Annotated in this window: 26 protein-coding genes and 4 tRNA genes; 29 read left to right on the top strand and 1 reads right to left on the bottom strand. The window is 60.6% G+C overall.

Translation table 11 applies throughout. The annotated features are described in order from the left end of the window. Positions 1 to 188 precede the first annotated feature (188 nt). The 11 genes from QCE69_RS13780 to rplL all read left to right on the top strand — a co-directional run bounded on the left by QCE69_RS13780 (position 189) and on the right by rplL (position 5,380). Positions 189 to 274: transfer RNA gene (locus QCE69_RS13780), tRNA-Tyr, on the top strand. Positions 275 to 304: 30 nt separating this feature from the next. Beyond that, positions 305 to 378 (top strand) — tRNA-Gly (locus tag QCE69_RS13775). Between the two features lie 15 nt (positions 379 to 393). Next, a tRNA-Thr gene (locus QCE69_RS13770) sits at positions 394 to 468 on the top strand. Between the two features lie 62 nt (positions 469 to 530). Continuing rightward, positions 531 to 1,721 (top strand): elongation factor Tu, encoded by a 1,191-nt coding sequence (tuf, locus tag QCE69_RS13765; protein WP_309918853.1) that lies wholly within the window; start codon positions 531 to 533, stop codon positions 1,719 to 1,721. A 67-nt stretch (positions 1,722 to 1,788) separates the two neighbouring features. Then, positions 1,789 to 1,864 (top strand) — tRNA-Trp (locus QCE69_RS13760). 36 nt (positions 1,865 to 1,900) lie between these two features. Further along, positions 1,901 to 2,281 (top strand): preprotein translocase subunit SecE, encoded by a 381-nt coding sequence (gene secE, locus QCE69_RS13755; RefSeq protein WP_309918867.1) that lies wholly within the window; start codon positions 1,901 to 1,903, stop codon positions 2,279 to 2,281. 1 nt (position 2,282) lies between these two features. Further along, the gene (gene nusG / locus QCE69_RS13750; protein ID WP_050454953.1) at positions 2,283 to 2,840 is read left to right on the top strand and encodes a transcription termination/antitermination protein NusG; all 558 of its coding nucleotides are present in this window, start codon (positions 2,283 to 2,285) and stop codon (positions 2,838 to 2,840) included. Between the two features lie 146 nt (positions 2,841 to 2,986). Further along, on the top strand, positions 2,987 to 3,418 hold the full coding sequence (rplK, locus tag QCE69_RS13745) for a 50S ribosomal protein L11 (RefSeq protein ID WP_061163555.1): 432 nt from the start codon (positions 2,987 to 2,989) through the stop codon (positions 3,416 to 3,418). Continuing rightward, positions 3,419 to 4,117 (top strand): 50S ribosomal protein L1, encoded by a 699-nt coding sequence (gene rplA, locus QCE69_RS13740; protein WP_309918864.1) that lies wholly within the window; start codon positions 3,419 to 3,421, stop codon positions 4,115 to 4,117. Positions 4,118 to 4,421: 304 nt separating this feature from the next. Beyond that, positions 4,422 to 4,919 carry a 50S ribosomal protein L10 gene (gene rplJ / locus QCE69_RS13735; RefSeq protein ID WP_309833617.1) on the top strand — a complete coding sequence of 166 codons (498 nt, stop codon included), beginning with the start codon at positions 4,422 to 4,424 and terminating at the stop codon, positions 4,917 to 4,919. Between the two features lie 83 nt (positions 4,920 to 5,002). Then, positions 5,003 to 5,380, top strand: coding sequence for a 50S ribosomal protein L7/L12 (rplL, locus tag QCE69_RS13730; protein ID WP_094781735.1), 378 nt, complete (start codon positions 5,003 to 5,005; stop codon positions 5,378 to 5,380). 33 nt (positions 5,381 to 5,413) lie between these two features. On the opposite strand, the gene QCE69_RS13725 is transcribed toward rplL, so the two are convergent. Further along, positions 5,414 to 5,626 (bottom strand): hypothetical protein, encoded by a 213-nt coding sequence (locus QCE69_RS13725; protein ID WP_309931163.1) that lies wholly within the window; start codon positions 5,624 to 5,626, stop codon positions 5,414 to 5,416. Between the two features lie 122 nt (positions 5,627 to 5,748). On the opposite strand from QCE69_RS13725, the gene rpoB reads away from it, so the two are divergent. From rpoB to rpsQ, 18 genes are all read left to right on the top strand, one after another. Further along, complete coding sequence (gene rpoB / locus QCE69_RS13720; protein WP_309931162.1) at positions 5,749 to 9,855, top strand: DNA-directed RNA polymerase subunit beta; 4,107 nt, start codon at positions 5,749 to 5,751, stop codon at positions 9,853 to 9,855. A 21-nt stretch (positions 9,856 to 9,876) separates the two neighbouring features. Further along, positions 9,877 to 14,118 (top strand): DNA-directed RNA polymerase subunit beta', encoded by a 4,242-nt coding sequence (gene rpoC, locus QCE69_RS13715; RefSeq protein WP_309918859.1) that lies wholly within the window; start codon positions 9,877 to 9,879, stop codon positions 14,116 to 14,118. 172 nt (positions 14,119 to 14,290) lie between these two features. Next, on the top strand, positions 14,291 to 16,138 hold the full coding sequence (gene recQ, locus QCE69_RS13710) for a DNA helicase RecQ (RefSeq protein ID WP_309931161.1): 1,848 nt from the start codon (positions 14,291 to 14,293) through the stop codon (positions 16,136 to 16,138). Between the two features lie 217 nt (positions 16,139 to 16,355). Beyond that, a complete protein-coding gene (rpsL, locus tag QCE69_RS13705; protein ID WP_006053290.1) occupies positions 16,356 to 16,736 on the top strand; it encodes a 30S ribosomal protein S12 in 381 nt (126 codons plus the stop codon). Between the two features lie 183 nt (positions 16,737 to 16,919). Beyond that, the gene (rpsG, locus tag QCE69_RS13700; RefSeq protein ID WP_006053291.1) at positions 16,920 to 17,390 is read left to right on the top strand and encodes a 30S ribosomal protein S7; all 471 of its coding nucleotides are present in this window, start codon (positions 16,920 to 16,922) and stop codon (positions 17,388 to 17,390) included. A 120-nt stretch (positions 17,391 to 17,510) separates the two neighbouring features. Beyond that, positions 17,511 to 19,613 carry an elongation factor G gene (gene fusA / locus QCE69_RS13695; RefSeq protein WP_309810393.1) on the top strand — a complete coding sequence of 701 codons (2,103 nt, stop codon included), beginning with the start codon at positions 17,511 to 17,513 and terminating at the stop codon, positions 19,611 to 19,613. Between the two features lie 67 nt (positions 19,614 to 19,680). Beyond that, positions 19,681 to 20,871: an elongation factor Tu gene (tuf, locus tag QCE69_RS13690; protein ID WP_309918853.1), complete on the top strand. Its 1,191-nt coding sequence runs from the start codon at positions 19,681 to 19,683 to the stop codon at positions 20,869 to 20,871. 153 nt (positions 20,872 to 21,024) lie between these two features. Then, on the top strand, positions 21,025 to 21,336 hold the full coding sequence (rpsJ, locus tag QCE69_RS13685; RefSeq protein WP_006998489.1) for a 30S ribosomal protein S10: 312 nt from the start codon (positions 21,025 to 21,027) through the stop codon (positions 21,334 to 21,336). Between the two features lie 211 nt (positions 21,337 to 21,547). Beyond that, positions 21,548 to 22,207: a 50S ribosomal protein L3 gene (gene rplC / locus QCE69_RS13680; RefSeq protein ID WP_309810389.1), complete on the top strand. Its 660-nt coding sequence runs from the start codon at positions 21,548 to 21,550 to the stop codon at positions 22,205 to 22,207. Then, positions 22,207 to 22,827 carry a 50S ribosomal protein L4 gene (gene rplD / locus QCE69_RS13675; RefSeq protein ID WP_309810386.1) on the top strand — a complete coding sequence of 207 codons (621 nt, stop codon included), beginning with the start codon at positions 22,207 to 22,209 and terminating at the stop codon, positions 22,825 to 22,827. Before rplC ends, rplD begins: the two co-directional genes overlap by 1 nt. Then, a complete protein-coding gene (gene rplW / locus QCE69_RS13670; protein WP_035967599.1) occupies positions 22,824 to 23,138 on the top strand; it encodes a 50S ribosomal protein L23 in 315 nt (104 codons plus the stop codon). Before rplD ends, rplW begins: the two co-directional genes overlap by 4 nt. A 2-nt stretch (positions 23,139 to 23,140) precedes the next feature. Further along, positions 23,141 to 23,968, top strand: coding sequence for a 50S ribosomal protein L2 (rplB, locus tag QCE69_RS13665; RefSeq protein WP_309810383.1), 828 nt, complete (start codon positions 23,141 to 23,143; stop codon positions 23,966 to 23,968). Positions 23,969 to 23,978: 10 nt separating this feature from the next. After that, the gene (gene rpsS / locus QCE69_RS13660) at positions 23,979 to 24,254 is read left to right on the top strand and encodes a 30S ribosomal protein S19 (protein WP_035967602.1); all 276 of its coding nucleotides are present in this window, start codon (positions 23,979 to 23,981) and stop codon (positions 24,252 to 24,254) included. A gap of 12 nt (positions 24,255 to 24,266) precedes the next feature. After that, positions 24,267 to 24,596, top strand: a complete 330-nt coding sequence (gene rplV / locus QCE69_RS13655; protein WP_007730533.1) for a 50S ribosomal protein L22 — start codon at positions 24,267 to 24,269, stop codon at positions 24,594 to 24,596. An 11-nt stretch (positions 24,597 to 24,607) separates the two neighbouring features. Further along, a complete protein-coding gene (rpsC, locus tag QCE69_RS13650; protein WP_087049856.1) occupies positions 24,608 to 25,402 on the top strand; it encodes a 30S ribosomal protein S3 in 795 nt (264 codons plus the stop codon). Between the two features lie 2 nt (positions 25,403 to 25,404). Continuing rightward, on the top strand, positions 25,405 to 25,821 hold the full coding sequence (gene rplP, locus QCE69_RS13645; RefSeq protein WP_309810379.1) for a 50S ribosomal protein L16: 417 nt from the start codon (positions 25,405 to 25,407) through the stop codon (positions 25,819 to 25,821). A 10-nt stretch (positions 25,822 to 25,831) separates the two neighbouring features. After that, positions 25,832 to 26,026, top strand: a complete 195-nt coding sequence (gene rpmC / locus QCE69_RS13640) for a 50S ribosomal protein L29 (protein WP_309811713.1) — start codon at positions 25,832 to 25,834, stop codon at positions 26,024 to 26,026. Next, positions 26,023 to 26,295, top strand: a complete 273-nt coding sequence (rpsQ, locus tag QCE69_RS13635) for a 30S ribosomal protein S17 (protein ID WP_309810376.1) — start codon at positions 26,023 to 26,025, stop codon at positions 26,293 to 26,295. The genes rpmC and rpsQ overlap by 4 nt, the downstream gene beginning before the upstream one ends. Positions 26,296 to 26,442 lie beyond the last annotated feature (147 nt).

The following is a 26,442-nucleotide window of genomic DNA, read 5'->3' as shown; positions in this document are numbered from 1 at the left end:
GATGATAGTGCGGATCACCCGTGTGAAAGTAGGTAATCGTCAGGCTCCTCATGCTCAAAACAAAAACCCCACCCCACAAAGGTGGGGTTTTTGCGTTTCGTCATACCTATAAGTAAGAGCGTCGTGCTCGGGTCGTAAGAAACGCTTGACAAGGGCGTGTTGTTACCCCATAATCGATAGTTCTCTGCGGAGGGGTGCCCGAGTGGCTAAAGGGGGCAGACTGTAAATCTGTTGGCTTACGCCTACGTTGGTTCGAATCCAACCTCCTCCACCAGAATTCAAGCGGTAAGAGAATCCAACCCTCGCGGGTGTAGCTCAATGGTAGAGCAGAAGCCTTCCAAGCTTATGACGAGGGTTCGATTCCCTTCACCCGCTCCAGTGTCGGTTAGCAGTGCCCATGTGGCTCAGTGGTAGAGCACTCCCTTGGTAAGGGAGAGGTCGGCAGTTCGATCCTGCCCATGGGCACCAGCAGTATTTGTCCAGTAAGTTGCGCGCGGCGCAAGGTGCGAAAATCCTGTTAGGAGTCGAAAATGGCCAAAGGTAAATTCGAGCGGACCAAGCCGCACGTGAACGTCGGTACGATCGGTCACGTTGACCACGGCAAGACCACGCTGACGGCAGCGATCACCACGGTGCTGACCAAGAAGTTCGGCGGCGAAGCGAAGGCATACGACCAGATCGACGCGGCACCGGAAGAAAAGGCGCGCGGCATCACGATCAACACCGCGCACGTCGAGTACGAAACGGCTAACCGCCACTACGCACACGTCGACTGCCCGGGCCACGCCGACTACGTGAAGAACATGATCACGGGCGCCGCGCAGATGGACGGCGCAATTCTGGTGTGCTCGGCCGCTGACGGCCCGATGCCGCAAACGCGCGAGCACATCCTGCTGGCCCGTCAGGTCGGCGTGCCGTACATCATCGTGTTCCTGAACAAGTGCGACATGGTCGACGACGCCGAGCTGCTCGAGCTGGTCGAAATGGAAGTGCGCGAGCTTCTCTCGAAGTACGACTTCCCGGGCGACGACACGCCGATCGTGAAGGGTTCGGCCAAGCTGGCGCTGGAAGGCGACACGGGCGAGCTGGGCGAAGTGGCGATCATGAGCTTGGCCGACGCGCTGGACACGTACATCCCGACGCCGGAACGCGCAGTTGACGGTTCGTTCCTGATGCCGGTGGAAGACGTGTTCTCGATCTCGGGTCGCGGCACGGTGGTGACGGGCCGTATCGAGCGTGGCGTGGTGAAGGTTGGCGAGGAAATCGAAATCGTCGGTATCAAGACGACGGTGAAGACGACCTGCACGGGCGTGGAAATGTTCCGCAAGCTGCTCGACCAGGGTCAGGCAGGCGACAACGTCGGTATCCTGCTGCGCGGCACGAAGCGTGAAGACGTGGAGCGTGGCCAGGTTCTGGCCAAGCCGGGTTCGATCACGCCGCACACGCACTTCACGGCTGAAGTGTACGTGCTGAGCAAGGACGAAGGCGGCCGCCACACGCCGTTCTTCAACAACTACCGTCCGCAGTTCTACTTCCGTACGACCGACGTGACGGGCTCGATCGAGCTGCCGAAGGACAAGGAAATGGTGATGCCGGGCGACAACGTGTCGATCACGGTCAAGCTGATCGCCCCGATCGCCATGGAAGAAGGTCTGCGTTTCGCTATCCGTGAAGGCGGTCGTACCGTCGGCGCCGGTGTCGTGGCGAAGATTATCGAGTAAGAGCCAGAAATCTTCTCGGTAGTTTGTGGTTTCGGAGTCGTCGGCTTTCGGCGACTCCAAATGGTTTAGGGGTATAGCTCAACTGGCAGAGCGTCGGTCTCCAAAACCGAAGGTTGGGGGTTCGATTCCCTCTGCCCCTGCCAAATTCTTGCGCCTCGTGGCGCTGTGTTTAAGGTGTTATGGCGAATCCTTCCGTCGAAACTGTAAATACTTCCGGCGACAAGTTGATGTTGGTGGCTGGCGTATTGTTGGTCTTGGCCGGGTTCGTGGGTTTCTTCTGGCTTTCTGGCCAAGAATGGTACTTCCGCGGAGCGGCCCTTGTTGTCGGCGTCATCGCGGGTGTCGCGGTCGGTCTTTTCTCTGCGCCGGGGAAGGGGTTCATCGCCTTTGCCAAGGACTCGTACAAGGAAGTCCGCAAGGTCGTGTGGCCTACTCGCAAAGAGGCTACGCAAACAACCTTGGTGGTCTTCGCGTTTGTACTGATCATGGCCATATTCCTTTGGCTTAGCGACAAGTCAATCGAATGGGTGATTTTCTCGGCGATTCTGGGATGGAAATGATATGAGCGATACTCCGACATCCCCGAGCGGAAAGCGTTGGTACGTGGTGCACGCCTACTCCGGCATGGAGAAGAGCGTGCAACGTGCGCTTCAGGAGCGCATCGATCGGGCAGGTATGCAGGACCAGTTTGGCCAGATTCTGGTGCCGACTGAGGAAGTGGTAGAAGTCAAGGGTGGCCACAAGTCGGTCACCGAGCGTCGTTTCTTCCCGGGCTACGTCCTGGTCGAGATGGAAATGACGGACGAAACGTGGCATCTCGTCAAGAATACGGCGAAGGTCACAGGGTTCGTCGGCGGAGCGCGGAATCGGCCCAGCCCGATCTCGCCGCGTGAAGTCGAAAAGATCATGTCGCAGATGCAGGAAGGTGTCGAGAAGCCGCGGCCGAAGACGCTCTTCGAAGTAGGCGAAATGGTTCGGGTGAAGGAAGGTCCTTTCACCGACTTCAACGGCAACGTCGAGGAAGTCAACTACGAAAAGTCCAAGGTGCGTGTCTCAGTGACCATTTTTGGACGATCGACGCCAGTCGAACTCGAGTTCGGCCAGGTCGAGAAGACTTGAATCTGATTCTCGCGCGTGACCTCACGGTCATCGCGCGATTCGCGCTTACAGCCCGCGTCATGGCTGTTGAGGAGCGTCAGTAGGCATCAAGCCGAACGCGCGCTATCACTCACCGAACGCTCGCGCGTTCAGCAGAGGTTTTCAACATGGCAAAGAAAATCATCGGCTTTATCAAGCTGCAGATTCCTGCAGGTAAAGCCAACCCGTCGCCGCCGGTCGGTCCGGCACTGGGCCAGCGTGGCCTGAACATCATGGAGTTCTGCAAGGCGTTCAACGCGCAGACTCAAGGTATGGAGCCGGGTCTGCCGGTGCCGGTCGTCATCACGGCATTCGCGGACAAGAGCTTCACCTTCATCATGAAGACGCCGCCGGCTACTGTTCTGATCAAGAAGGCAGCGGCAGTGCAGAAGGGCTCGGCGAAGCCGCACACCGACAAGGTCGGCAACATCACCCGCGCTCAAGCGGAAGAAATCGCAAAGACGAAGATGCCGGATCTTACGGCAGCTGATCTGGACGCAGCCGTGCGCACGATCGCCGGCAGCGCGCGTTCGATGGGCATCACTGTGGAGGGCGTGTAAATGGCTAAGCTTTCTAAGCGCCTTCAGGCATTCGCAAGCAAGGTTGATCGTCAGAAGCTGTACGCGATCGACGACGCACTGGCTCTCGTGAAGGAATGCGCGAGCGCCAAGTTCGACGAGTCGATCGACGTCGCCGTGCAACTCGGCATCGACGCGAAGAAGTCGGATCAAGTGGTTCGCGGTTCGGTGGTTCTGCCGGCCGGTACGGGCAAGTCGGTCCGCGTTGCGGTGTTCGCGCAGGGCGAAAAGGCCGAGCAGGCTCGCGCTGCTGGCGCTGACATCGTCGGCATGGAAGACCTGGCCGAGCAAGTCAAGGCCGGTAACCTGAATTTCGACATCGTGATCGCTTCGCCGGACACGATGCGTGTCGTCGGTACGCTGGGTCAGATCCTCGGCCCGCGCGGCCTGATGCCGAACCCGAAGGTCGGTACGGTCACGCCGGACGTGGCGCAAGCCGTCAAGAACGCAAAGGCTGGTCAAGTCCAGTTCCGCGTCGACAAGGCCGGTATCATCCATGGCACGATCGGTCGCGCGTCGTTCGAATCCGCGTCGCTGCGTCAGAACCTGGCTGCGCTGATCGAAGCGCTGCAAAAGGCGAAGCCGGCAACGAGCAAGGGTGTCTACTTGCGCAAGATCGCTGTGTCGAGCACGATGGGTGTCGGCGTTCGCGTGGATCAAGGCACGCTGGCGCAACAGTAAGAATGTCGAGCGCGATCGGACGATCGCGCTGATAAAGGGCTTTGGGCGGTCGCAGGATTGCAGTTCCGAATCGTGTGACCGGTTGTCAAAGACCGTTGGCGGTGATGCAGCAGGCAGGCATCGCCTTAATTCGAGCCAACGCAGATGGCGAACCCGAAACAGTTTTGCAGTGGTTGAAGTCGGTTGTCGATCGTCTAACAGGATGGTCACCGATCGATCGAGATACTCCTAACAGTCGGACGCCGTTTTGAACGTGGTGCACCAGGGTTTGTGGCCCGAATGCATCGAATCTGGAGGTTTAACCGTGCCACTGAACAAAGAAGATAAGCAGGCAGTCGTCGCTGAAGTCGCCGCGGAAGTCGCGAAGGCTCAGACGATGGTGCTCGCTGAGTATCGTGGGATCACGGTTGGCGATCTGACCAAGCTGCGCGCGAAAGCGCGTGAGCAACAGGTGTATCTCCGCGTGTTGAAGAACACGTTGGCGCGTCGCGCCGTCGAAGGTACCCCGTTCGCTCCGCTGGCTGAGCAGATGACCGGTCCTCTGATCTACGGCATCTCGGAAGATGCCATTGCCGCTGCCAAGGTCGTCAATGACTTCGGCAAGAGCAATGACAAGTTGATCATCAAGGCTGGTTCCTACGAAGGCAAGGTGATGGACAAGGCAGGCGTGCAAGCGCTGGCCAGCATCCCGAGCCGCGAAGAACTGCTCTCCAAGCTGCTGTTCGTCATGCAGGCACCTGTTTCCGGCTTTGCGCGCGCTCTCGCCGCGCTGGCTGAAAAGAAGCAGAGCGAAGCTGCGTAACGATCACGCTTGGGCGCTAGTCGCTTAAGTTAGGCAAAGCTAGATCGCTAGCTCGATCCGAATTCAATCTAGGAGTATTTCACATGGCAATCGCAAAAGAAGACATCCTCGAAGCCGTTGGCTCGATGTCCGTTCTGGAACTGAACGAGCTGGTCAAGGCGTTCGAAGAGAAGTTTGGCGTGTCGGCAGCTGCTGTTGCAGTCGCTGGCCCCGCAGGTGCTGGCGGCGGCGCTGCTGCTGCTGAAGAGCAAACCGAGTTCACCGTGAACCTGGTCGAAGTGGGCGCGAACAAGGTTTCCGTCATCAAGGCTGTTCGCGAACTGACGGGTCTCGGCCTGAAGGAAGCGAAGGACCTGGTCGACGGCGCACCGAAGCCTGTCAAGGAAGCAGTTCCGAAGGCAGCCGCTGAAGAAGCGAAGAAGAAGCTGGAAGAAGCTGGCGCGAAGGCTGAAATCAAGTAAGTTTCAGCGCGCTATGCGAAGGCTGGCGGTTTTTCACCGCCGGCCTTTTTGTGCTTTGTGGGGACGCAGTTTTCGTGCTTGCCAACAGGTATGAAAGTCCTCATAGAGGCCAAAGATGACGGTCGGATCGGCAGAGTTTTCCGGCAGTTTTCTTTGTCTTCTGAAGCGACTGCAGAAGGCAAGTTTGGTCGGGTAGCGGGAAACACAGGCATCCGCTGCCGTCAGCCAGCGGTTGGTAGCGGCCAACCACCAAGCTTCTAGATTCGCGCGTCCTCCCCGGACAGCTGCGCGGGTCTCAGTCGGTGAACACCGGGCGGTGACGCCGAGGTATCCCGCCTCGGCAACGCCCGCCGTGATTCGGAGATCGTATGCAATATTCCTTCACCGAGAAGAAGCGTATTCGCAAGAGTTTCGCGAAGCGCCCCATCGTTCACCAAGTTCCCTTCTTGCTGGCAACCCAGCTTGAATCATTCCAGACGTTTCTGCAAGCGGATACGTCCTCGTCGCAGCGCAAGGCAGAAGGCTTGCAGGCTGCGTTCAGCTCTGTTTTCCCGATCGTTTCGCACAACGGTTTCGCGCGGCTCGAATTCGTCAGCTACATGCTGTCGCCGCCCGCATTCAACATCAAGGAATGCCAGCAGCGCGGCCTGACGTACTGCTCGGCCCTGCGCGCGAAAGTGCGCCTGGTTCTGCTCGACAAGGAATCCCCGAGCAAGCCGGTCGTCAAGGAAGTGAAGGAGCAGGAAGTCTACATGGGCGAAATTCCGCTCATGACGCCGACCGGCTCGTTCGTCATCAACGGTACCGAGCGCGTGATCGTGTCGCAGCTCCACCGTTCGCCTGGCGTGTTCTTCGAGCACGACAAGGGCAAGACGCACAGCTCCGGCAAGCTGCTGTTCTCGGCACGCATCATCCCTTACCGTGGTTCGTGGCTCGACTTCGAATTCGATCCGAAGGACGTGCTGTACTTCCGCGTCGACCGTCGCCGCAAGATGCCGGTCACGATCCTGCTGAAGGCCATCGGCCTGTCGCCGGAACAGATCCTCGCGAACTTCTTCGTGTTCGACAACTTCCAGTTGATGAGCGAAGGCGCGCAAATGGAATTTGTTCCCGAGCGCCTGCGCGGTGAAGTCGCGCGCTTCGACATCCAGGATCGCGAAGGCAGCGTCATCGTCACGAAAGACAAGCGGATCAACGCGAAGCACATTCGCGACCTCGAAAACGCCAAGACGAAGTTCATCTCGGTGCCCGAGGACTATCTGCTCGGCCGCGTGCTGGCGAAGAACGTGATCGATCCGGAAACGGGCGAAGTGATCGCGAACGCCAACGAGGAAATCACCGAGACGGTGCTCGAGAAGCTGCGCGAAGCGAAGGTCAAGGACATCCAGACGCTCTACACGAACGACCTGGACCAAGGCCCGTACATCTCGTCGACGCTGCGTATCGACGAAACCGCCGACCGCATGGCCGCGCGCATCGCGATCTACCGCATGATGCGTCCGGGCGAGCCGCCGACCGAAGAAGCGGTCGAGGCGCTGTTCAACCGTCTGTTCTACAGCGAAGACGCGTACGACCTGTCGAAGGTCGGCCGCATGAAGTTCAACCGCCGCGTGGGCCGCGATGAAATCATCGGCCCGATGACGCTGCAGGACGACGACATCCTCGCGACCATCAAGATTCTCGTCGAGCTGCGCAACGGCAAGGGCGAAGTGGACGATATCGACCACTTGGGCAATCGTCGTGTGCGTTGCGTCGGCGAACTCGCGGAGAACCAGTTCCGCGCGGGTCTCGTGCGTGTCGAGCGCGCCGTGAAGGAACGTCTCGGCCAGGCAGAAAGCGAAAACCTGATGCCGCACGACCTGATCAACTCGAAGCCCATTTCGTCGGCGATTCGCGAGTTCTTCGGTTCGTCGCAGCTGTCGCAGTTCATGGACCAGACCAACCCGCTCTCGGAAATCACGCACAAGCGCCGTGTTTCCGCACTGGGCCCGGGCGGTCTGACGCGTGAGCGCGCAGGCTTCGAAGTCCGCGACGTGCACCCCACGCACTATGGCCGCGTGTGCCCGATCGAAACGCCGGAAGGTCCGAACATCGGCCTGATCAACTCGCTCGCGCTGTACGCGCACCTGAACGAATACGGCTTCCTCGAAACGCCGTATCGCAAGGTCACGGACAGCAAGGTGACGGATCAGATCGACTATCTGTCGGCGATCGAAGAAGGTCGTTACGTGATCGCCCAGGCGAACGCCGCGGTGGCCGAAGACGGCACGCTGACCGACGAACTCGTGTCGTCGCGTGAAGCCGGCGAAACGCTGATGGTCACGCCGGACCGCATCCAGTACATGGACGTGGCGCCGTCGCAGATCGTGTCGGTGGCGGCATCGCTGATTCCGTTCCTCGAGCACGATGACGCGAACCGCGCATTGATGGGTTCGAACATGCAGCGTCAGGCCGTGCCTTGCCTGCGTCCGGAAAAGCCGGTCGTCGGTACGGGCATCGAGCGCACGGTGGCGGTCGACTCGGGTACGACGGTCCAGGCACTGCGTGGCGGTGTGGTGGATTACGTCGACGCGGGCCGTATCGTGATCCGCGTGAACGACGATGAAGCCGTCGCCGGCGACGTCGGCGTGGACATCTACAACCTGATCAAGTACACGCGTTCGAACCAGAACACGAACATCAACCAGCGTCCGATCGCGAAGGTCGGCGACAAGGTGGCGCGCGGCGACGTGCTGGCCGACGGCGCCTCGACCGATCTGGGCGAGCTCGCGCTCGGCCAGAACATGCTGGTCGCGTTCATGCCGTGGAACGGCTACAACTTCGAAGACTCGATCCTGATCTCGGAAAAGGTCGTCGCGGATGACCGTTACACGTCGATCCACATCGAAGAACTGAACGTCGTTGCACGCGACACGAAGCTCGGACCGGAAGAAATCACGCGCGACATCTCGAACCTGGCCGAAGTGCAGCTTGGCCGTCTCGACGAGTCGGGCATCGTGTACATCGGCGCGGAAGTCGAAGCAGGCGACGTGCTGGTCGGCAAGGTCACGCCGAAGGGCGAGACCCAGCTGACGCCGGAAGAAAAGCTGCTGCGCGCGATCTTCGGCGAGAAGGCCTCGGACGTGAAGGACACGTCGCTGCGCGTGCCGTCGGGCATGAGCGGCACGGTGATCGACGTGCAGGTGTTCACGCGCGAAGGCATCACGCGTGACAAGCGCGCGCAACAGATCATCGACGATGAACTGAAGCGCTATCGCCTCGATTTGAACGACCAGCTGCGCATCGTGGAAGGCGACGCGTTCTCGCGTCTCGCCCGCATGCTGAACGGCAAGGTCGCGAACGGCGGACCGAAGAAGCTCGCGAAGGGCACGAAGATCGACCTCGCGTATCTCGAAGATCTCGACCACTATCACTGGTTCGACATCCGCCTCGCGGACGAAGACGCAGCGGCACAGCTGGAAGCGATCAAGGACTCGATCGAGCAGAAGCGTCACCAGTTCGACCTCGCGTTCGAAGAGAAGCGCAAGAAGCTCACGCAAGGCGACGAACTGCCGCCGGGCGTGCTGAAGATGGTCAAGGTCTATCTCGCCGTGAAGCGTCGCCTGCAGCCGGGCGACAAGATGGCGGGCCGTCACGGCAACAAGGGTGTCGTGTCGAAGATCGTGCCGATCGAAGACATGCCGTACATGGCCGATGGCCGTCCGGCAGACGTGGTGCTGAATCCGCTCGGCGTGCCGTCGCGGATGAACGTGGGTCAGATTCTCGAAGTGCATCTGGGCTGGGCCGCGAAGGGTCTGGGCTGGCGTATCGGCGAGATGATGCAGCGTCAGGCGAAGATCGAAGAGATGCGTCAGTTCCTGACGAAGATCTACAACGAGTCGGGCCGCAAGGAAGAGCTGGAAAGCTTCTCCGACGACGAGATCCTCGAACTGGCGAAGAACCTGCGCGAAGGCGTGCCGTTCGCGACGCCGGTGTTCGACGGCGCCACGGAAGACGAAATGTCGCGCGCGCTGGATCTGGCTTACCCGGACGACATCGCCACGAACCTCGGCATGACGCCCTCGAAGAACCAGGTCACGCTGTACGACGGCCGCACGGGCGAAGCATTCGAGCGCACGGTCACGGTCGGTTACATGCACTACCTGAAGCTGCACCACTTGGTCGACGACAAGATGCACGCGCGTTCGACCGGTCCGTACTCGCTCGTCACGCAGCAGCCGCTGGGTGGTAAGGCGCAGTTCGGTGGCCAGCGCTTCGGTGAAATGGAAGTGTGGGCACTCGAGGCGTATGGCGCGTCGTACGTGCTGCAGGAAATGCTGACGGTCAAGTCGGACGACGTGACGGGCCGGACGAAGGTTTATGAGAACCTCGTCAAGGGCGATCACGTGATCGACGCGGGCATGCCGGAATCCTTCAACGTGTTGGTGAAGGAAATCCGCTCGCTCGGCATCGACATCGATCTCGACCGCAACTAATCGGACTACGGAGAGAAAGCAATGAAAGCTCTGCTCGATCTATTCAAGCAAGTCCAACAAGAAGAAGTTTTTGATGCGATCAAGATCGGCCTCGCGTCGCCCGACAAGATCCGCTCGTGGTCGTTCGGCGAAGTCAAGAAGCCGGAGACCATCAACTACCGCACCTTCAAGCCGGAACGGGATGGCCTGTTCTGCGCGAAGATCTTTGGTCCGATCAAGGACTACGAGTGCCTGTGCGGCAAGTACAAGCGCCTCAAGCATCGCGGCGTGATCTGCGAAAAGTGCGGCGTCGAAGTGACGCTGGCGAAGGTGCGTCGCGAACGGATGGGCCACATCGAACTGGCCTCGCCGGTCGCGCACATCTGGTTCCTGAAATCGCTGCCGTCGCGTCTGGGCATGGTGCTCGACATGACGCTGCGCGACATCGAACGCGTGCTGTACTTCGAAGCGTATGTGGTGATCGATCCGGGCATGACGCCGCTGAAAGCGCGGCAGATCATGACGGAAGAGGATTACTACAACAAGGTCGAGGAATACGGCGACGAATTCCGTGCCGAAATGGGCGCGGAAGGCGTGCGTGAGCTTCTGCGCGCGATCAACATCGACGAACAGGTCGAGATGCTGCGCACGGAACTGAAGAACACCGGTTCCGAAGCGAAGATCAAGAAGTACGCGAAGCGCCTCAAGGTGCTCGAGGCTTTCCAGCGTTCGGGCATCAAGCCGGACTGGATGGTCCTCGAAGTGTTGCCGGTGCTGCCGCCGGAACTGCGTCCGCTCGTGCCGCTGGACGGCGGCCGTTTCGCGACGTCGGACCTGAACGACCTGTATCGCCGCGTGATCAACCGTAACAACCGGTTGAAGCGTCTGCTCGAGCTGAAGGCGCCTGAAATCATCGTCCGCAACGAAAAGCGGATGCTGCAGGAAGCCGTCGACTCGCTGCTCGACAACGGCCGTCGCGGCAAGGCGATGACCGGCGCGAACAAGCGTCCGCTGAAGTCGCTCGCCGACATGATCAAGGGTAAGGGCGGTCGTTTCCGTCAGAACCTGTTGGGCAAGCGCGTCGACTACTCGGGCCGTTCGGTGATCGTGGTCGGCCCGACGCTCAAGCTGCATCAGTGCGGTCTGCCGAAGCTGATGGCGCTCGAACTGTTCAAGCCGTTCATCTTCAACAAGCTGGAAGTGATGGGCGTCGCGACGACCATCAAGGCTGCGAAGAAGGAAGTCGAGAACCAGACGCCGGTGGTGTGGGACATCCTCGAAGAGGTGATCCGCGAGCATCCGGTCATGCTGAACCGCGCGCCGACGCTGCACCGTCTGGGCATCCAGGCGTTCGAGCCGGTGCTGATCGAAGGCAAGGCCATCCAGCTGCATCCGCTCGTCTGCGCGGCGTTCAACGCCGACTTCGACGGTGACCAGATGGCCGTGCACGTGCCGCTGTCGCTGGAAGCGCAGATGGAAGCGCGCACGCTGATGCTGGCGTCGAACAACGTCCTGTTCCCGGCCAACGGCGATCCGTCGATCGTGCCGTCGCAGGATATCGTGCTCGGCCTGTACTACGCGTCGCGTGAAGCGATCAACGGCAAGGGCGAAGGGCTGACGTTCACGGACGTGTCGGAAGCCATCCGCGCGTACGAGAACAAGGAAGTCGAACTGGCTTCGCGCGTCAACGTGCGTATCACCGAAATGGTGGCAAACGAAGACACGAGCGAAGGCGCACCGAAGTTCGTGCCGAAGATCTCGCTGTACGCGACCACGGTCGGCCGTTCGATCCTGTCGGAAATCCTGCCGCCGGGCCTGCCGTTCACGGTGCTGAACAAGCCGCTGAAGAAGAAGCAGATTTCGCAGCTGATCAACACGGCATTCCGCAAGTGCGGTCTGCGCGAAACGGTGATCTTCGCCGACCAGCTGATGCAGATGGGCTTCCGGCTGGCCACGCGCGCCGGTATCTCGATCTGCGTGGACGACATGCTCGTGCCGCCGCAGAAAGAGACCATCGTCGGCGACGCCGCGAAGAAGGTGAAGGAATACGACCGTCAGTACATGTCGGGTCTCGTCACCGCGCAGGAACGCTACAACAACGTGGTCGACATCTGGTCGAACACGTCGGAAGCGGTCGGCAAGGCGATGATGGAGCAGCTCTCGACGGAACCGGTGGTCGATCGCGACGGCAAGGACACGCGTCAGGAATCGTTCAACTCGATCTACATGATGGCCGACTCGGGCGCGCGCGGTTCGGCGACGCAGATTCGTCAGCTGGCCGGTATGCGCGGCCTGATGGCGAAGCCGGACGGCTCCATTATCGAGACGCCGATTACCGCGAACTTCCGCGAAGGCCTGAACGTGTTGCAGTACTTCATCTCGACCCACGGTGCACGTAAGGGTCTGGCTGATACGGCACTGAAGACGGCGAATTCGGGTTACCTGACGCGTCGTCTGGTCGACGTGACGCAGGATCTGGTCGTGGTCGAAGACGATTGCGGCACCTCGAACGGCGTGGCCATGAAGGCGCTGGTCGAAGGCGGTGAAGTGGTTGAAGCGCTGCGTGACCGGATTCTCGGCCGCGTCGCGGTGGCGGACGTCGTCAATCCGGAAACGCAAGAGACGCTGTACGCATCGGGCGATCTGCTCGACGAAGACGCAGTGGAAGAAATCGAGCGCCTGGGTATCGACGAAGTGCGCGTGCGCACGCCGCTGACCTGCGAAACGCGTTATGGCCTGTGCGCCGCGTGCTACGGCCGCGACCTCGGCCGCGGTTCGCGCGTGAACGTCGGCGAGGCTGTCGGCGTGATCGCGGCACAGTCGATCGGCGAGCCGGGCACGCAGCTGACCATGCGTACGTTCCACATCGGTGGCGCGGCATCGCGTGCGGCGGTTGCTTCAACGGTGGAAGCGAAGTCGAACGGTACGGTGCGCTTCACGGCCACCATGCGTTACGTCACCAACGCGAAGGGCGAGCAGGTCGTCATTTCGCGTTCGGGCGAGGCGATCATCGCGGACGACCTCGGTCGCGAGCGTGAGCGTCACAAGATCCCGTACGGCGCAACGTTGCTGCAACTCGACGGCGCAACCATCAAGGCCGGTGCGCAACTGGCTCAATGGGACCCGCTGACGCGTCCGATCATCACCGAGTGGGGCGGTACGGTGAAGTTCGAGAACGTCGAGGAAGGCGTGACCGTGGCGAAGCAGATCGACGACGTGACCGGTCTTTCGACCCTGGTCGTGATCGACGTGAAGCGTCGCGGTTCGCAGGCTTCGAAGAGCGTGCGTCCGCAGGTGAAGCTGCTCGACGCGAACGGCGAGGAAGTGAAGATCCCGAACACCGAGCATTCGGTGCAGATCGGCTTCCAGGTCGGCGCCCTGATCACCGTGAAGGATGGTCAGCAAGTGCAGGTTGGTGAAGTGCTGGCGCGTATCCCGGTTGAAGCGCAGAAGACGCGTGACATTACCGGTGGTCTGCCGCGCGTGGCCGAACTGTTCGAAGCGCGCTCGCCGAAGGACGCCGGCATTCTGGCGGAAGTCACGGGCACGACGTCGTTCGGCAAGGACACGAAGGGCAAGCAGCGTCTCGTCATCACGGACCTCGAGGGCAATCAGCACGAGTTCCTGATCGCGAAGGAAAAGCAGGTGCTGGTGCACGATGGTCAGGTCGTCAACAAGGGCGAAATGATCGTCGACGGTCCTGCCGATCCGCACGACATCCTGCGTCTGCAGGGTATCGAGGCGCTGTCGCGCTACATCGTGGACGAAGTGCAGGACGTGTACCGTCTGCAGGGCGTGAAGATCAACGACAAGCACATTGAAGTGATCGTGCGTCAGATGCTGCGTCGTGTGCAGATCGTCGACAACGGCGATACGCGCTTCATCCCGGGCGAGCAGGTCGAGCGTTCGGACATGCTGGACGAAAACGACAGCATGATCGCCGACGACAAGCGCCCGGCCACGTACGACAACGTGCTGCTCGGTATCACGAAGGCTTCTCTGTCGACCGATTCGTTCATCTCGGCGGCGTCGTTCCAGGAAACGACCCGCGTGCTGACCGAAGCGGCGATCATGGGCAAGCGTGATGACCTGCGCGGCCTGAAGGAAAACGTGATCGTCGGCCGTCTGATTCCGGCGGGTACGGGTCTCGCGTTCCACAAGGCGCGCCGTGCGAAGGAGTCGTCGGATCGCGAGCGTTTCGACCAGATCGCAGCCGAAGAGTCGTTCGACTTCGGCACGCCGGAAACCCCGGCGGCGGAACAGCAGCCGCATACCAACGAGTAAGCTTCTGGCTCGTTTGCTTCATGAAACCGCCCGGTTTGTGCCGGGCGGTTTTTTTTCGTCCTGCGATTCCTGCTGCCCTCGTCCATTCGGCCAGCGATGCCCGAACGGCGTCGATGCGCGGTCCTGCATTGGTAGAATTCGTTATCTCTGTCTCGCCGTGCGCGCTTTCCCCATGTCCCGGTCGCTCGAAATACTCAACGAAATCTTCGGCTATCCCGCTTTTCGCGGCCAACAGGCGGAGATCGTCGAGCATGTCGCGAACGGCGGCGACTCACTCGTGCTGATGCCCACGGGCGGCGGCAAATCATTGTGCTATCAGATTCCGTCGCTGGTGCGCCGCGAGGCGGGCTTCGGCGCGGGCATCGTCGTGTCGCCGCTGATCGCGCTGATGCAGGATCAGGTGGCCGCGCTGACCGAACTCGGTGTGCGCGCCGCGTATCTCAATTCCACCTTGTCGGGCGCCGAAGCCGCGGCCACCGAACGCGCACTGCGCAACGGCGAGATCGACCTCTTGTACGTGGCGCCGGAACGGCTGATGACGTCGCGCTTTCTCGACCTGCTCGATAGCGCGCCGGTCGGCCTGTTCGCCATTGATGAAGCGCACTGCGTGTCGCAGTGGGGGCATGATTTCCGGCCCGAGTACATCCAGCTGTCCGTGCTGCACGAGCGCTTCCCGAACGTGCCGCGCATCGCGCTCACGGCAACGGCGGACGCCATCACGCGCGACGAGATCGTGCATCGTCTGGCTCTGGATGAAGCGCGCATCTTTGTTTCGAGCTTCGACCGGCCGAATATCCGCTACCGGATCGTCGAGAAGGACAATGCCCGCTCGCAACTGCTGGATTTCATCCGCGCCGAGCACACGAACAAGGACGGCACCACGGATGCTGGTGTCGTGTATTGCCTGTCGCGCCGCAAGGTGGAAGAAACCGCGGAATGGCTGAAGGGGCAGGGCCTTCATGCGTTGCCGTATCACGCGGGCATGGAGTTCGAGAAGCGTCAGCGTCATCAGGAGATGTTCCAGCGCGAAGAAGGCGTCGTCATGTGCGCGACGATCGCCTTCGGCATGGGTATCGACAAACCGGACGTGCGCTTCGTGGCGCATCTGGATCTGCCGAAGAGCGTCGAAGGCTACTATCAGGAGACCGGACGCGCCGGTCGCGACGGCATGCCCGCGAATGCGTGGATGGCGTACGGTCTCGGCGACGTCGTGCAGCAGCGCAAGATGATCGACGAATCAGAGGCTGACGACGCTCACAAACGCGTGCAGACCGGCAAGCTCGACGCGTTGCTCGGCCTCTGTGAGGTCGCGTCCTGCCGGCGCGTGCGGTTGCTGGCGTATTTCGGCGAGCACAGCACGCCGTGCGGCAATTGCGATACCTGTCTCGAACCGCCCGCGTCCTTCGACGCCACGCGCGAGGCGCAGATGGCGCTGTCGTGTGTCTATCGCGCGCAGAAGGCGAGCGGTTTTCACTTCGGCGCGGGGCATCTGATCGACATTCTGCGGGGCGTGCGCAGCGAGAAGGTGCTGCAGCGCGGGCACGAGAAGCTGTCTACTTTCGGTGTCGGCGAGGCGCTTGCCGATGCCGAATGGCGTGCGGTGTTCCGGCAACTGGTGGCGTTCGGCTATCTGGCCGTCGACCACGACGGTTTCGGCGCGCTCGTCCTGACCGATGCCAGCAAGCCGGTGCTCAAGGGTGAGGAGAGCGTCACGCTGCGCAAGTACGTGAAGCCTGCACGCAGCCGTCAAGGCTCCGCGCGGACCGGCGAACGCGCCGATCCCACGGCCGGCATGTCGCCGCGCGAGAAGACGCGCTGGGAGCGCCTGCGGGCCTGGCGGGCCGAGACGGCCAAGAGCGACGGCGTGCCGGCCTATGTCATTTTTCATGACGCCACGCTGGCGGAAATCGCTCGCAGCGACCCCGATACGATCGACGATCTTCGGCATATTCCCGGCATCGGCGTTCGCAAGCTGGAGCGCTTCGGCGACGAACTGCTCGATGTGGTCGGCTCTGCCTGAGTTCCCTTCTCTGAAAGCCCCCTGATTTCGGTGCAACGTATTGACCCGATTGGGATTTTCGGAATATCATGCTTGGTTCTCGTTTTTGGAATTTCTCGACTGCGCTTGCTGAACGTGCGTTGGGAGTGAAAACCATCGGCGGGAGCACAAAATGCGCAATTTGTTCGCTTTGCCCGACCCGAATTGCGCTGATTCTGTTCATTTTTAGGATTAAACAATGCCAACCATCAATCAACTGGTTCGCAAAGGCCGCACGTCGGAAACGACGAAGAGCAAGTCGCCGGCCCTGCAGGACTGCCCGCAACGTCGTGGCGTGTGCACCCGCGTGTACACCACCACGCCGAAGAAGCCGAACTCGGCACTTCGTAAAGTTGCCAAGGTTCGTCTGACGAACGGTTTCGAAGTTATCTCGTACATCGGCGGTGAAGGCCACAACCTGCAAGAGCACTCGGTCGTGCTGATTCGCGGCGGCCGTGTGAAGGACTTGCCGGGTGTGCGTTACCACATGGTTCGCGGCTCGCTGGATACCCAGGGCGTCAAGGATCGTAAGCAAGCTCGCTCGAAGTACGGCGCGAAGCGTGCCAAGGCCGGCAAGTAAGCTGCTGGTCTGCTGCAGGACAATCAGGTCGCCGCAAGGCGGTTAAGGCGGTGGTGCCGGAAATGCCGGTGCTGTCGAGTAAGTGGTCACCCGGCCAAGCTGGTTTAGTCGAAGAGATGGATCGGGTTTGTTGGTGGCCGCGGAGCGGGGAACTGCTCCAACTGAAAAAGTAAAGGAAGAATCATGCCGCGTCGTCGCGAAGTCCCCAAGCGGGAAGTGTTGCCGGATCCGAAGTTCGGCAACGTAGATGTAGCCAAGTTCATGAACGTGCTGATGCTCTCCGGCAAGAAGTCGGTTGCCGAGCGTATCGTGTACGGCGCTTTTGAACAGATCCAGACCAAGGGTGGCAAGGACCCGCTGGAAGTGTTCACGGTTGCGCTCAACAACGTGAAGCCGGTGGTCGAAGTGAAGAGCCGTCGCGTTGGTGGTGCCAACTATCAGGTTCCGGTCGAAGTGCGTCCCTCGCGTCGTATGGCATTGGCGATGCGTTGGTTGCGTGAAGCCGCGAAGAAGCGCAGCGAAAAGTCGATGGCCCTGCGTCTTGCAGGCGAACTCTCGGAAGCGGCCGAAGGCCGTGGCGGCGCAATGAAGAAGCGCGACGAAGTTCACCGCATGGCAGAGGCCAACAAGGCATTCTCGCACTTCCGTTTCTAAGCTCCCGCTCCAGGGCATAACGGAAAATCAGGGCGGGTGCGCTATTCCAGGCGCCTCGCCCGTTTGTCTTAGGACGCGGTCGGCAATTGGCCGTCGCGTCGACCCGAAAAAGGATCCAAAGTGGCTCGCAAGACACCTATCGAGCGCTACCGCAATATCGGTATTAGCGCTCACATCGACGCCGGCAAAACGACGACGACCGAGCGCATCCTGTTCTACACGGGCGTGAACCACAAGATTGGTGAAGTTCACGACGGCGCTGCAACGATGGACTGGATGGAGCAGGAGCAGGAACGCGGCATCACGATCACGTCCGCTGCCACCACCGCCTTCTGGAAGGGCATGGGCGGCAACTATCCCGAGCACCGCATCAACATCATCGACACCCCGGGTCACGTCGACTTCACGATCGAAGTGGAACGCTCGATGCGCGTCCTCGACGGCGCGTGCATGGTCTACTGCGCAGTGGGCGGCGTGCAGCCGCAGTCGGAAACCGTGTGGCGCCAGGCGAACAAGTACAAGGTTCCCCGTCTCGCGTTCGTCAACAAGATGGACCGTACCGGCGCGAACTTCTTCAAGGTCTATGACCAGCTGAAGACCCGCCTGAAGGCGAACCCGGTTCCCGTCGTCGTGCCGATCGGCGCGGAAGACACGTTCACGGGCGTGGTCGACCTGATCAAGATGAAGGCGATCATTTGGGATGAAGCATCCCAGGGTACGAAGTTCGACTACGTCGACATCCCGGCCGAACTCGTCGACACGTGCAACGAGTGGCGCGAGAAGATGATTGAGTCGGCTGCCGAAGCCACCGAAGAGCTGATGGAAAAGTATCTCGGCGGCGAAGAGCTGAGCGAGGCGGAAATCGTCAAGGCAATCCGCGACCGGACCATCGCGTGCGAAATCCAGCCGATGCTGTGCGGCACCGCGTTCAAGAACAAGGGCGTGCAGCGCATGCTGGACGCCGTGATCGACTTCCTGCCGTCGCCGGTGGACATTCCCCCGGTCACGGGCGAACTCGAAAGCGGCGAGAAGGCAGAGCGCCGTGCAGCCGACGACGAGAAGTTCTCGGCACTCGCGTTCAAGATCATGACGGACCCGTTCGTCGGTCAGCTGATCTTCTTCCGCGTGTATTCGGGCATCGTGAACTCGGGTGACACCGTGCTGAACGCGACCAAGGACAAGAAGGAACGCCTTGGCCGTATTCTGCAGATGCACGCGAACCAGCGCGAAGAAATCAAGGAAGTGCGCGCGGGCGACATCGCGGCGGCCGTCGGCCTGAAGGAAGCGACCACGGGCGACACGCTGTGCGATCCGCAGCACCCCATCGTGCTCGAACGCATGATTTTCCCGGAGCCGGTGATCTCCCAGGCCGTCGAGCCGAAGACGAAGCCCGACCAGGAAAAAATGGGTCTGGCGCTGAACCGCCTGGCACAGGAAGATCCATCGTTCCGCGTTCAGACGGACGAGGAATCGGGCCAGACCATCATTTCGGGCATGGGCGAGCTCCACCTCGAAATTCTGGTCGACCGCATGCGTCGTGAATTCGGCGTGGAAGCGACCGTCGGCAAGCCGCAGGTGGCTTACCGCGAAACGATCCGCAGCAAGGCCGAAGACGTCGACGGCAAGTTCGTCAAGCAGTCGGGTGGTCGCGGCCAGTACGGTCACGCGGTCATCACGCTCGAGCCGAACGAGCAGGGCAAGGGCTACGAGTTCCTGGACGAGATCAAGGGCGGCGTGATTCCGCGCGAATACATCCCGGCCGTGGACAAGGGTATCCAGGAAACGCTGAAGTCGGGCGTGCTGGCTGGCTTCCCGGTCGTGGACGTGAAGGTGCACCTGACGTTCGGTTCGTACCACGACGTGGACTCGAACGAAAACGCGTTCCGCATGGCCGGCTCGATGGCCTTCAAGGAAGCGATGCGCAAGGCAAGCCCGGTCATCCTCGAACCGATGATGGCCGTCGAAGTCGAAACGCCGGAAGACTACATGGGCAACGTGATGGGCGACCTGTCGGGCCGTCGCGGTATCGTCCAGGGTATGGAAGACATGATTGGCGGCGGCAAGATCGTTCGCGCCGAAGTGCCGCTGTCGGAAATGTTCGGCTACTCCACTTCGCTGCGTTCGCTGACGCAAGGCCGTGCAACGTACACGATGGAGTTCAAGCACTATGCTGAAGCTCCGCGTAACGTCGCCGAAGCGATCATCAACGCCAAGGGTAAGTAATACCCGCAAGTCATTCGGCGCAAGCCACAAGCTTTAACCGACAAACAATCTCTGAAAGAAGGTAATCATGGCAAAAGGTAAATTCGAGCGGACCAAGCCGCACGTGAACGTCGGTACGATCGGTCACGTTGACCACGGCAAGACCACGCTGACGGCAGCGATCACCACGGTGCTGACCAAGAAGTTCGGCGGCGAAGCGAAGGCATACGACCAGATCGACGCGGCACCGGAAGAAAAGGCGCGCGGCATCACGATCAACACCGCGCACGTCGAGTACGAAACGGCTAACCGCCACTACGCACACGTCGACTGCCCGGGCCACGCCGACTACGTGAAGAACATGATCACGGGCGCCGCGCAGATGGACGGCGCAATTCTGGTGTGCTCGGCCGCTGACGGCCCGATGCCGCAAACGCGCGAGCACATCCTGCTGGCCCGTCAGGTCGGCGTGCCGTACATCATCGTGTTCCTGAACAAGTGCGACATGGTCGACGACGCCGAGCTGCTCGAGCTGGTCGAAATGGAAGTGCGCGAGCTTCTCTCGAAGTACGACTTCCCGGGCGACGACACGCCGATCGTGAAGGGTTCGGCCAAGCTGGCGCTGGAAGGCGACACGGGCGAGCTGGGCGAAGTGGCGATCATGAGCTTGGCCGACGCGCTGGACACGTACATCCCGACGCCGGAACGCGCAGTTGACGGTTCGTTCCTGATGCCGGTGGAAGACGTGTTCTCGATCTCGGGTCGCGGCACGGTGGTGACGGGCCGTATCGAGCGTGGCGTGGTGAAGGTTGGCGAGGAAATCGAAATCGTCGGTATCAAGACGACGGTGAAGACGACCTGCACGGGCGTGGAAATGTTCCGCAAGCTGCTCGACCAGGGTCAGGCAGGCGACAACGTCGGTATCCTGCTGCGCGGCACGAAGCGTGAAGACGTGGAGCGTGGCCAGGTTCTGGCCAAGCCGGGTTCGATCACGCCGCACACGCACTTCACGGCTGAAGTGTACGTGCTGAGCAAGGACGAAGGCGGCCGCCACACGCCGTTCTTCAACAACTACCGTCCGCAGTTCTACTTCCGTACGACCGACGTGACGGGCTCGATCGAGCTGCCGAAGGACAAGGAAATGGTGATGCCGGGCGACAACGTGTCGATCACGGTCAAGCTGATCGCCCCGATCGCCATGGAAGAAGGTCTGCGTTTCGCTATCCGTGAAGGCGGTCGTACTGTCGGCGCCGGTGTCGTGGCGAAGATTATCGAGTAATATGTCGGGCTTGCTTGCGAGCTTGCCTGATTTGAACTCGTAGTAAAGCAGTAACAGACCGGGACCGGATGCGCGTCCTCCACGTGTGTCCGGTTCTACGCTCTTTTGCCAATCGGCGGTGCAAGACCGCCTCGCTCTTTCCAAGGAATTGTCATGCAGAACCAAAAAATCCGCATCCGTCTGAAGGCTTTCGACTATCGTCTGATCGATCAATCGGCAGCCGAAATCGTCGATACGGCGAAGCGGACTGGCGCAATCGTCCGTGGCCCGGTGCCGCTGCCGACGCGCATTCAGCGTTTTGACATCCTGCGTTCGCCGCACGTCAACAAGACGTCGCGCGACCAGCTCGAAATCCGTACGCACCAGCGCCTGATGGACATCGTCGATCCGACGGACAAGACCGTCGACGCGCTGATGAAGCTCGACCTGCCGGCCGGCGTCGACGTCGAAATCAAGCTGCAGTAAGTCTCAAAAAACTCCGATCGCGGCAAGCAGCCGCCGTGACGGAGCTAAGTCTTTGAATTGCTTGCGGGAATCGAAAAGCCTTGTTATACTCCAAGGCTTTTCGCGCCTATCCGCACGAAAAATGCGTTTGTAAAGCCGCTCCAGTCTTCCGTGACGCAGGCGGCACTTGTAAATCAGCCCCGACCAATCGCAGTTGGGAATGGAGAAAACGATGAGCCTTGGACTCGTAGGTCGCAAGGTTGGTATGACCCGTATCTTCACGCCTGAGGGGGACTCGATCCCCGTCACCGTGCTGGACGTGTCGGACAACCGCGTGACGCAGATCAAGACCGTTGAAACGGATGGTTATACCGCCGTTCAGGTTGCATTCGGTACTCGCCGCGCATCGCGCGTGACGAAGCCGTTGGCGGGTCACCTCGCCAAAGCCGGCGTTCAAGCCGGTGAAATCCTCAAGGAATTCCCCGTCGATGCAGCCAAGGCAGGTGAACTGTCGAACGGCGCTGTCATCGCAGCGGATATCTTCGAAGTCGGCCAGAAGGTTGATGTGCAAGGCACGTCGATCGGTAAGGGCTACGCCGGCACGATCAAGCGCTACAACTTCGCATCGGGTCGTGCATCGCACGGTAACTCGCGTTCGCACAACGTTCCGGGTTCGATCGGTATGGCGCAGGATCCGGGTCGTGTGTTCCCGGGCAAGCGCATGACGGGTCACCTCGGTGACGAGACCGTCACGGTCCAGAATCTCGAAATCGCCCGCATCGACGCCGAGCGCAGCCTGCTGCTCGTCCGCGGCGCTGTTCCGGGTGCGAAGGGCGGCAAGGTCTTCGTGACCCCGGCCGTCAAGACGCGTGCTGTGAAAGGAGCGAAATAATGGAACTTAAGCTCCTGAATGCCAATGGTCAGGAAGGCGCTGGCGTGAACGCATCGGACGTCGTGTTCGGTCGCGATTACAACGAAGCCCTGATTCACCAGGTCGTCATCGCCTATCAGGCGAATGCACGCAGCGGCAACCGCGCGCAGAAGGATCGCGAGCAGGTCAAGCACACCACCAAGAAGCCGTGGCGTCAGAAGGGTACGGGCCGCGCTCGTGCCGGTATGTCGTCGAGCCCGTTGTGGCGCGGCGGTGGCCGTATCTTCCCGAATTCGCCGGAAGAGAATTTCTCGCACAAGGTCAACAAGAAGATGCATCGCGCAGGTCTGCGCTCGATCTTCTCGCAGTTGGCTCGCGAAGGCCGTATCTCGGTGGTTGAAGAGCTGACGCTCGAAGCCCCGAAGACCAAGCTGCTGGCCGAAAAATTCAAGGCCATGGGTCTCGATTCCGTGTTGGTCATCACCGATACGGTCGACGAGAACCTGTACCTCGCGTCGCGCAACCTGGCCCATGTGGCCGTTGTCGAGCCGCGTTACGCCGACCCGCTCTCGCTGATCTACTTCAAGAAGATCCTGATCACGAAGGCTGCGGTCGCTCAGATCGAGGAGTTGCTGTCATGAGCGAAGTTCGCAAAAACGATCATCGTTTGATGCAAGTTCTGCTCGCGCCGGTGATCTCCGAAAAGGCGACGCTGGTTGCCGACAAGAACGAACAAGTCGTGTTCGAAGTCGCACCGGACGCCACGAAGCAGGAAGTCAAGGCTGCTGTCGAGCTGCTGTTCAAGGTCGAAGTCAATTCCGTCAACGTGCTCGTCACGAAGGGCAAGGCAAAGCGCTTTGGCCGCTTCAACGGCAAGCGCAAGGACGTGAAGAAGGCGTACGTCTGCCTGAAGCCCGGCCAGGAAATCAACTTTGAAGCGGAGGCCAAGTAACCATGGCAATCGTGAAAGTTAAGCCGACCTCGCCGGGTCGCCGCGCGATGGTCAAGATCGTCAACAAGGATCTGCACAAGGGCAAGCCGCACGCAGCGCTGCTCGACACGCAATCCAAGTCGGCGGGCCGTAACAACAACGGCCGTATCACCACGCGTCACCAGGGCGGTGGTCACAAGCAGCATTACCGTATCGTCGATTTCCGTCGCAACAAGGACGGCATCGCAGCGAAGGTCGAGCGTCTCGAGTACGACCCGAACCGTAGCGCGAACATCGCGCTGGTTCTGTACGCAGACGGCGAGCGTCGCTACATCATCGCGCCGAAGGGCGTGACGGTCGGCACGCAGCTGATGTCCGGTTCGGAAGCGCCGATCCGCGCGGGTAACACCCTGCCGATCCGCAACATCCCGGTCGGTACGACGATCCACTGCATCGAGATGCTGCCGGGCAAGGGCGCGCAGATGGCGCGTTCGGCTGGTACGTCGGCCATGCTGCTGGCTCGTGAAGGCGTGTACGCACAAGTGCGTCTGCGCTCGGGCGAAATCCGCCGCGTGCACGTCGAGTGCCGCGCGACGATCGGTGAAGTGGGCAACGAAGAGCACAGCCTCCGCCAGATCGGCAAGGCAGGCGCGAACCGCTGGCGCGGTATCCGTCCGACGGTGCGCGGCGTTGCAATGAACCCGGTCGATCACCCGCACGGCGGTGGTGAAGGCAAGACGGCTGCAGGTCGCGATCCGGTGAGCCCGTGGGGTACGCCGACGAAGGGCTATCGCACCCGTAGCAACAAGCGCACGACGACGATGATCGTCCAGCGCCGTCACAAGCGTTAAGGAGTAGGCAATGACACGTTCTGCTAAAAAAGGTCCGTTCTGCGACGCTCATTTGCTGAAGAAGGTTGAGTCGGCTGCATCGACGCGTGACAAGAAGCCGATCAAGACCTGGTCGCGTCGTTCGACGATTCTGCCGGACTTCATCGGTCTGACGATCGCTGTTCACAACGGCCGTCAACACGTTCCGGTGTATGTCACGGAAAACATGGTCGGCCACAAGCTTGGCGAGTTCGCACTGACCCGTACGTTCAAGGGTCACGCAGCCGACAAGAAGGCCAAGAAATAAGGGGCTATCAAGATGGAAGTGAAGGCAATTCATCGCGGTGCCCGCATCTCGGCGCAGAAAACGCGCCTTGTGGCTGACCAGATCCGTGGTCTGCCGGTCGACAAGGCGCTGAACGTTCTGACGTTCTCGCCGAAGAAGGCGGCGGGTATCGTCAAGAAGGTCGTGCTGTCTGCGATCGCGAATGCGGAACACAACGAAGGCGCCGATATCGACGAGCTCAAGATCACGAGCATCTACGTCGACAAGGCTGCTTCGCTGAAGCGTTTCACCGCACGCGCTAAGGGTCGCGGTAACCGCATCGAGAAGCAATCCTGTCACATCACTGTGACGGTCGGGAATTAAGGAGCCATACGATGGGACAGAAAATTCATCCGACTGGCTTCCGTTTGGCCGTCAGCCGCAATTGGGCTTCGCGCTGGTACGCGAACAACAACAATTTCGCGGCGATGTTGCAGGAAGACATCGGTGTTCGTGAATATCTGAAGAAGAAGCTGAAGAACGCTTCGGTCGGCCGCGTCGTCATCGAGCGTCCGGCGAAGAACGCGCGCATCACGATTTACAGCTCGCGTCCGGGCGTCGTCATCGGCAAGAAGGGTGAAGACATCGAACTGCTGAAGTCCGAGCTGCAAAAGCGCATGGGCGTTCCGGTTCACGTCAACATCGAAGAAATCCGCAAGCCGGAAACGGATGCTCAGCTCATCGCTGATTCGATCACGCAACAGCTCGAGCGCCGGATCATGTTCCGCCGCGCGATGAAGCGCGCGATGCAGAACGCGATGCGTCTCGGTGCCCAGGGCATCAAGATCATGAGCGCGGGTCGTCTGAACGGTATCGAAATCGCTCGTACCGAGTGGTATCGCGAAGGTCGGGTGCCCCTCCATACGCTGCGTGCGGATATCGACTACGCAACGTCGGAAGCGAAGACCACGTACGGCATCATCGGCGTGAAGGTGTGGGTCTACAAGGGCGACACCCTGGGCCGCAACGAAGCGCCGGTCGTGGAAGAAGTGGCGGAAGAAAAGCGTCCGCGCCGCAACGCACGTCCGGGTGGCGATCGCCGTCCGCGCCGTGACGGTGAAGGTGCTCCGGCTGGCGCGCGTCGCGGTGCACCCCGTCGCGCTGGCGGTGACGCGAAGACTGGAGAATAACGATGCTGCAACCGAAACGCAGAAAGTATCGCAAAGAGCAGAAGGGTCGTAACACCGGCAAGGCGACGCGCGGCAACGCGGTGTCGTTTGGTGAATTCGGCCTGAAGGCTATCGGTCGCGGCCGTTTGACCGCCCGTCAGATCGAAGCCGCGCGTCGTGCGATGACGCGTCACATCAAGCGTGGTGGCCGGATCTGGATCCGTATTTTCCCGGACAAGCCGATTTCGCAAAAGCCGGCCGAAGTGCGTATGGGTAACGGTAAGGGTAACCCGGAGTACTACGTCGCTGAAATTCAACCGGGCAAGATGCTGTACGAAATGGACGGTGTCACCGAAGAACTGGCGCGCGAAGCGTTCCGTCTGGCTGCAGCCAAGCTGCCGCTGAAGACGTACTTCGTCGTGCGTCAGCTCGGCGCCTAAGGAGTAAATGATGAAGGCATCTGAACTTCACCAGAAAGACCAGGCCGCGCTCAACAAAGAGCTGTCGGACCTGCTGAAGGCGCAATTCGGCCTGCGCATGCAACTCGCGACGCAGCAGCTCACCAACACGAGCCAGCTGAAGAAGGTCCGTCGCGACATCGCGCGTGTGCGCACCGTCATGACTGAGAAGGCGAACCAGAAATGAACGAAAGCGTAAAAACCTCGCTCAAGCGGACTCTGGTCGGCAAGGTCGTCAGCAACAAGATGGACAAGACGGTCACCGTGCTGGTCGAGCACCGCGTGAAGCATCCGATCTACGGCAAGTACGTCGTGCGCTCCAAGAAGTACCACGCGCATGATGACGCGAACACGTACAACGAAGGCGATCTCGTCGAAATCCAGGAAACCCGTCCGATTTCGAAGACGAAGGCCTGGGTTGTGTCGAAGCTGGTTGAAGCCGCTCGCGTGATCTGAAGCCGAGTCTCGGCGATGCTTTAAATAGTTGTATCGCAGTAAGTTTCGCTTGCAAGACCGAGATTGTTTGTTATAATCTCGGTCTTCCCTCTTTGTGGGAGCCCCGTCGCGGGCGAAATTGGTGGGGGAAGCCGGCTTGGGCGCCAG

This window comes from Caballeronia sp. LZ032, assembly GCF_031451315.1.
In the GTDB taxonomy this organism is placed as follows: Bacteria; Pseudomonadota; Gammaproteobacteria; order Burkholderiales; family Burkholderiaceae; genus Caballeronia.
This window is presented reverse-complemented; position numbering and strand designations above follow the sequence as displayed.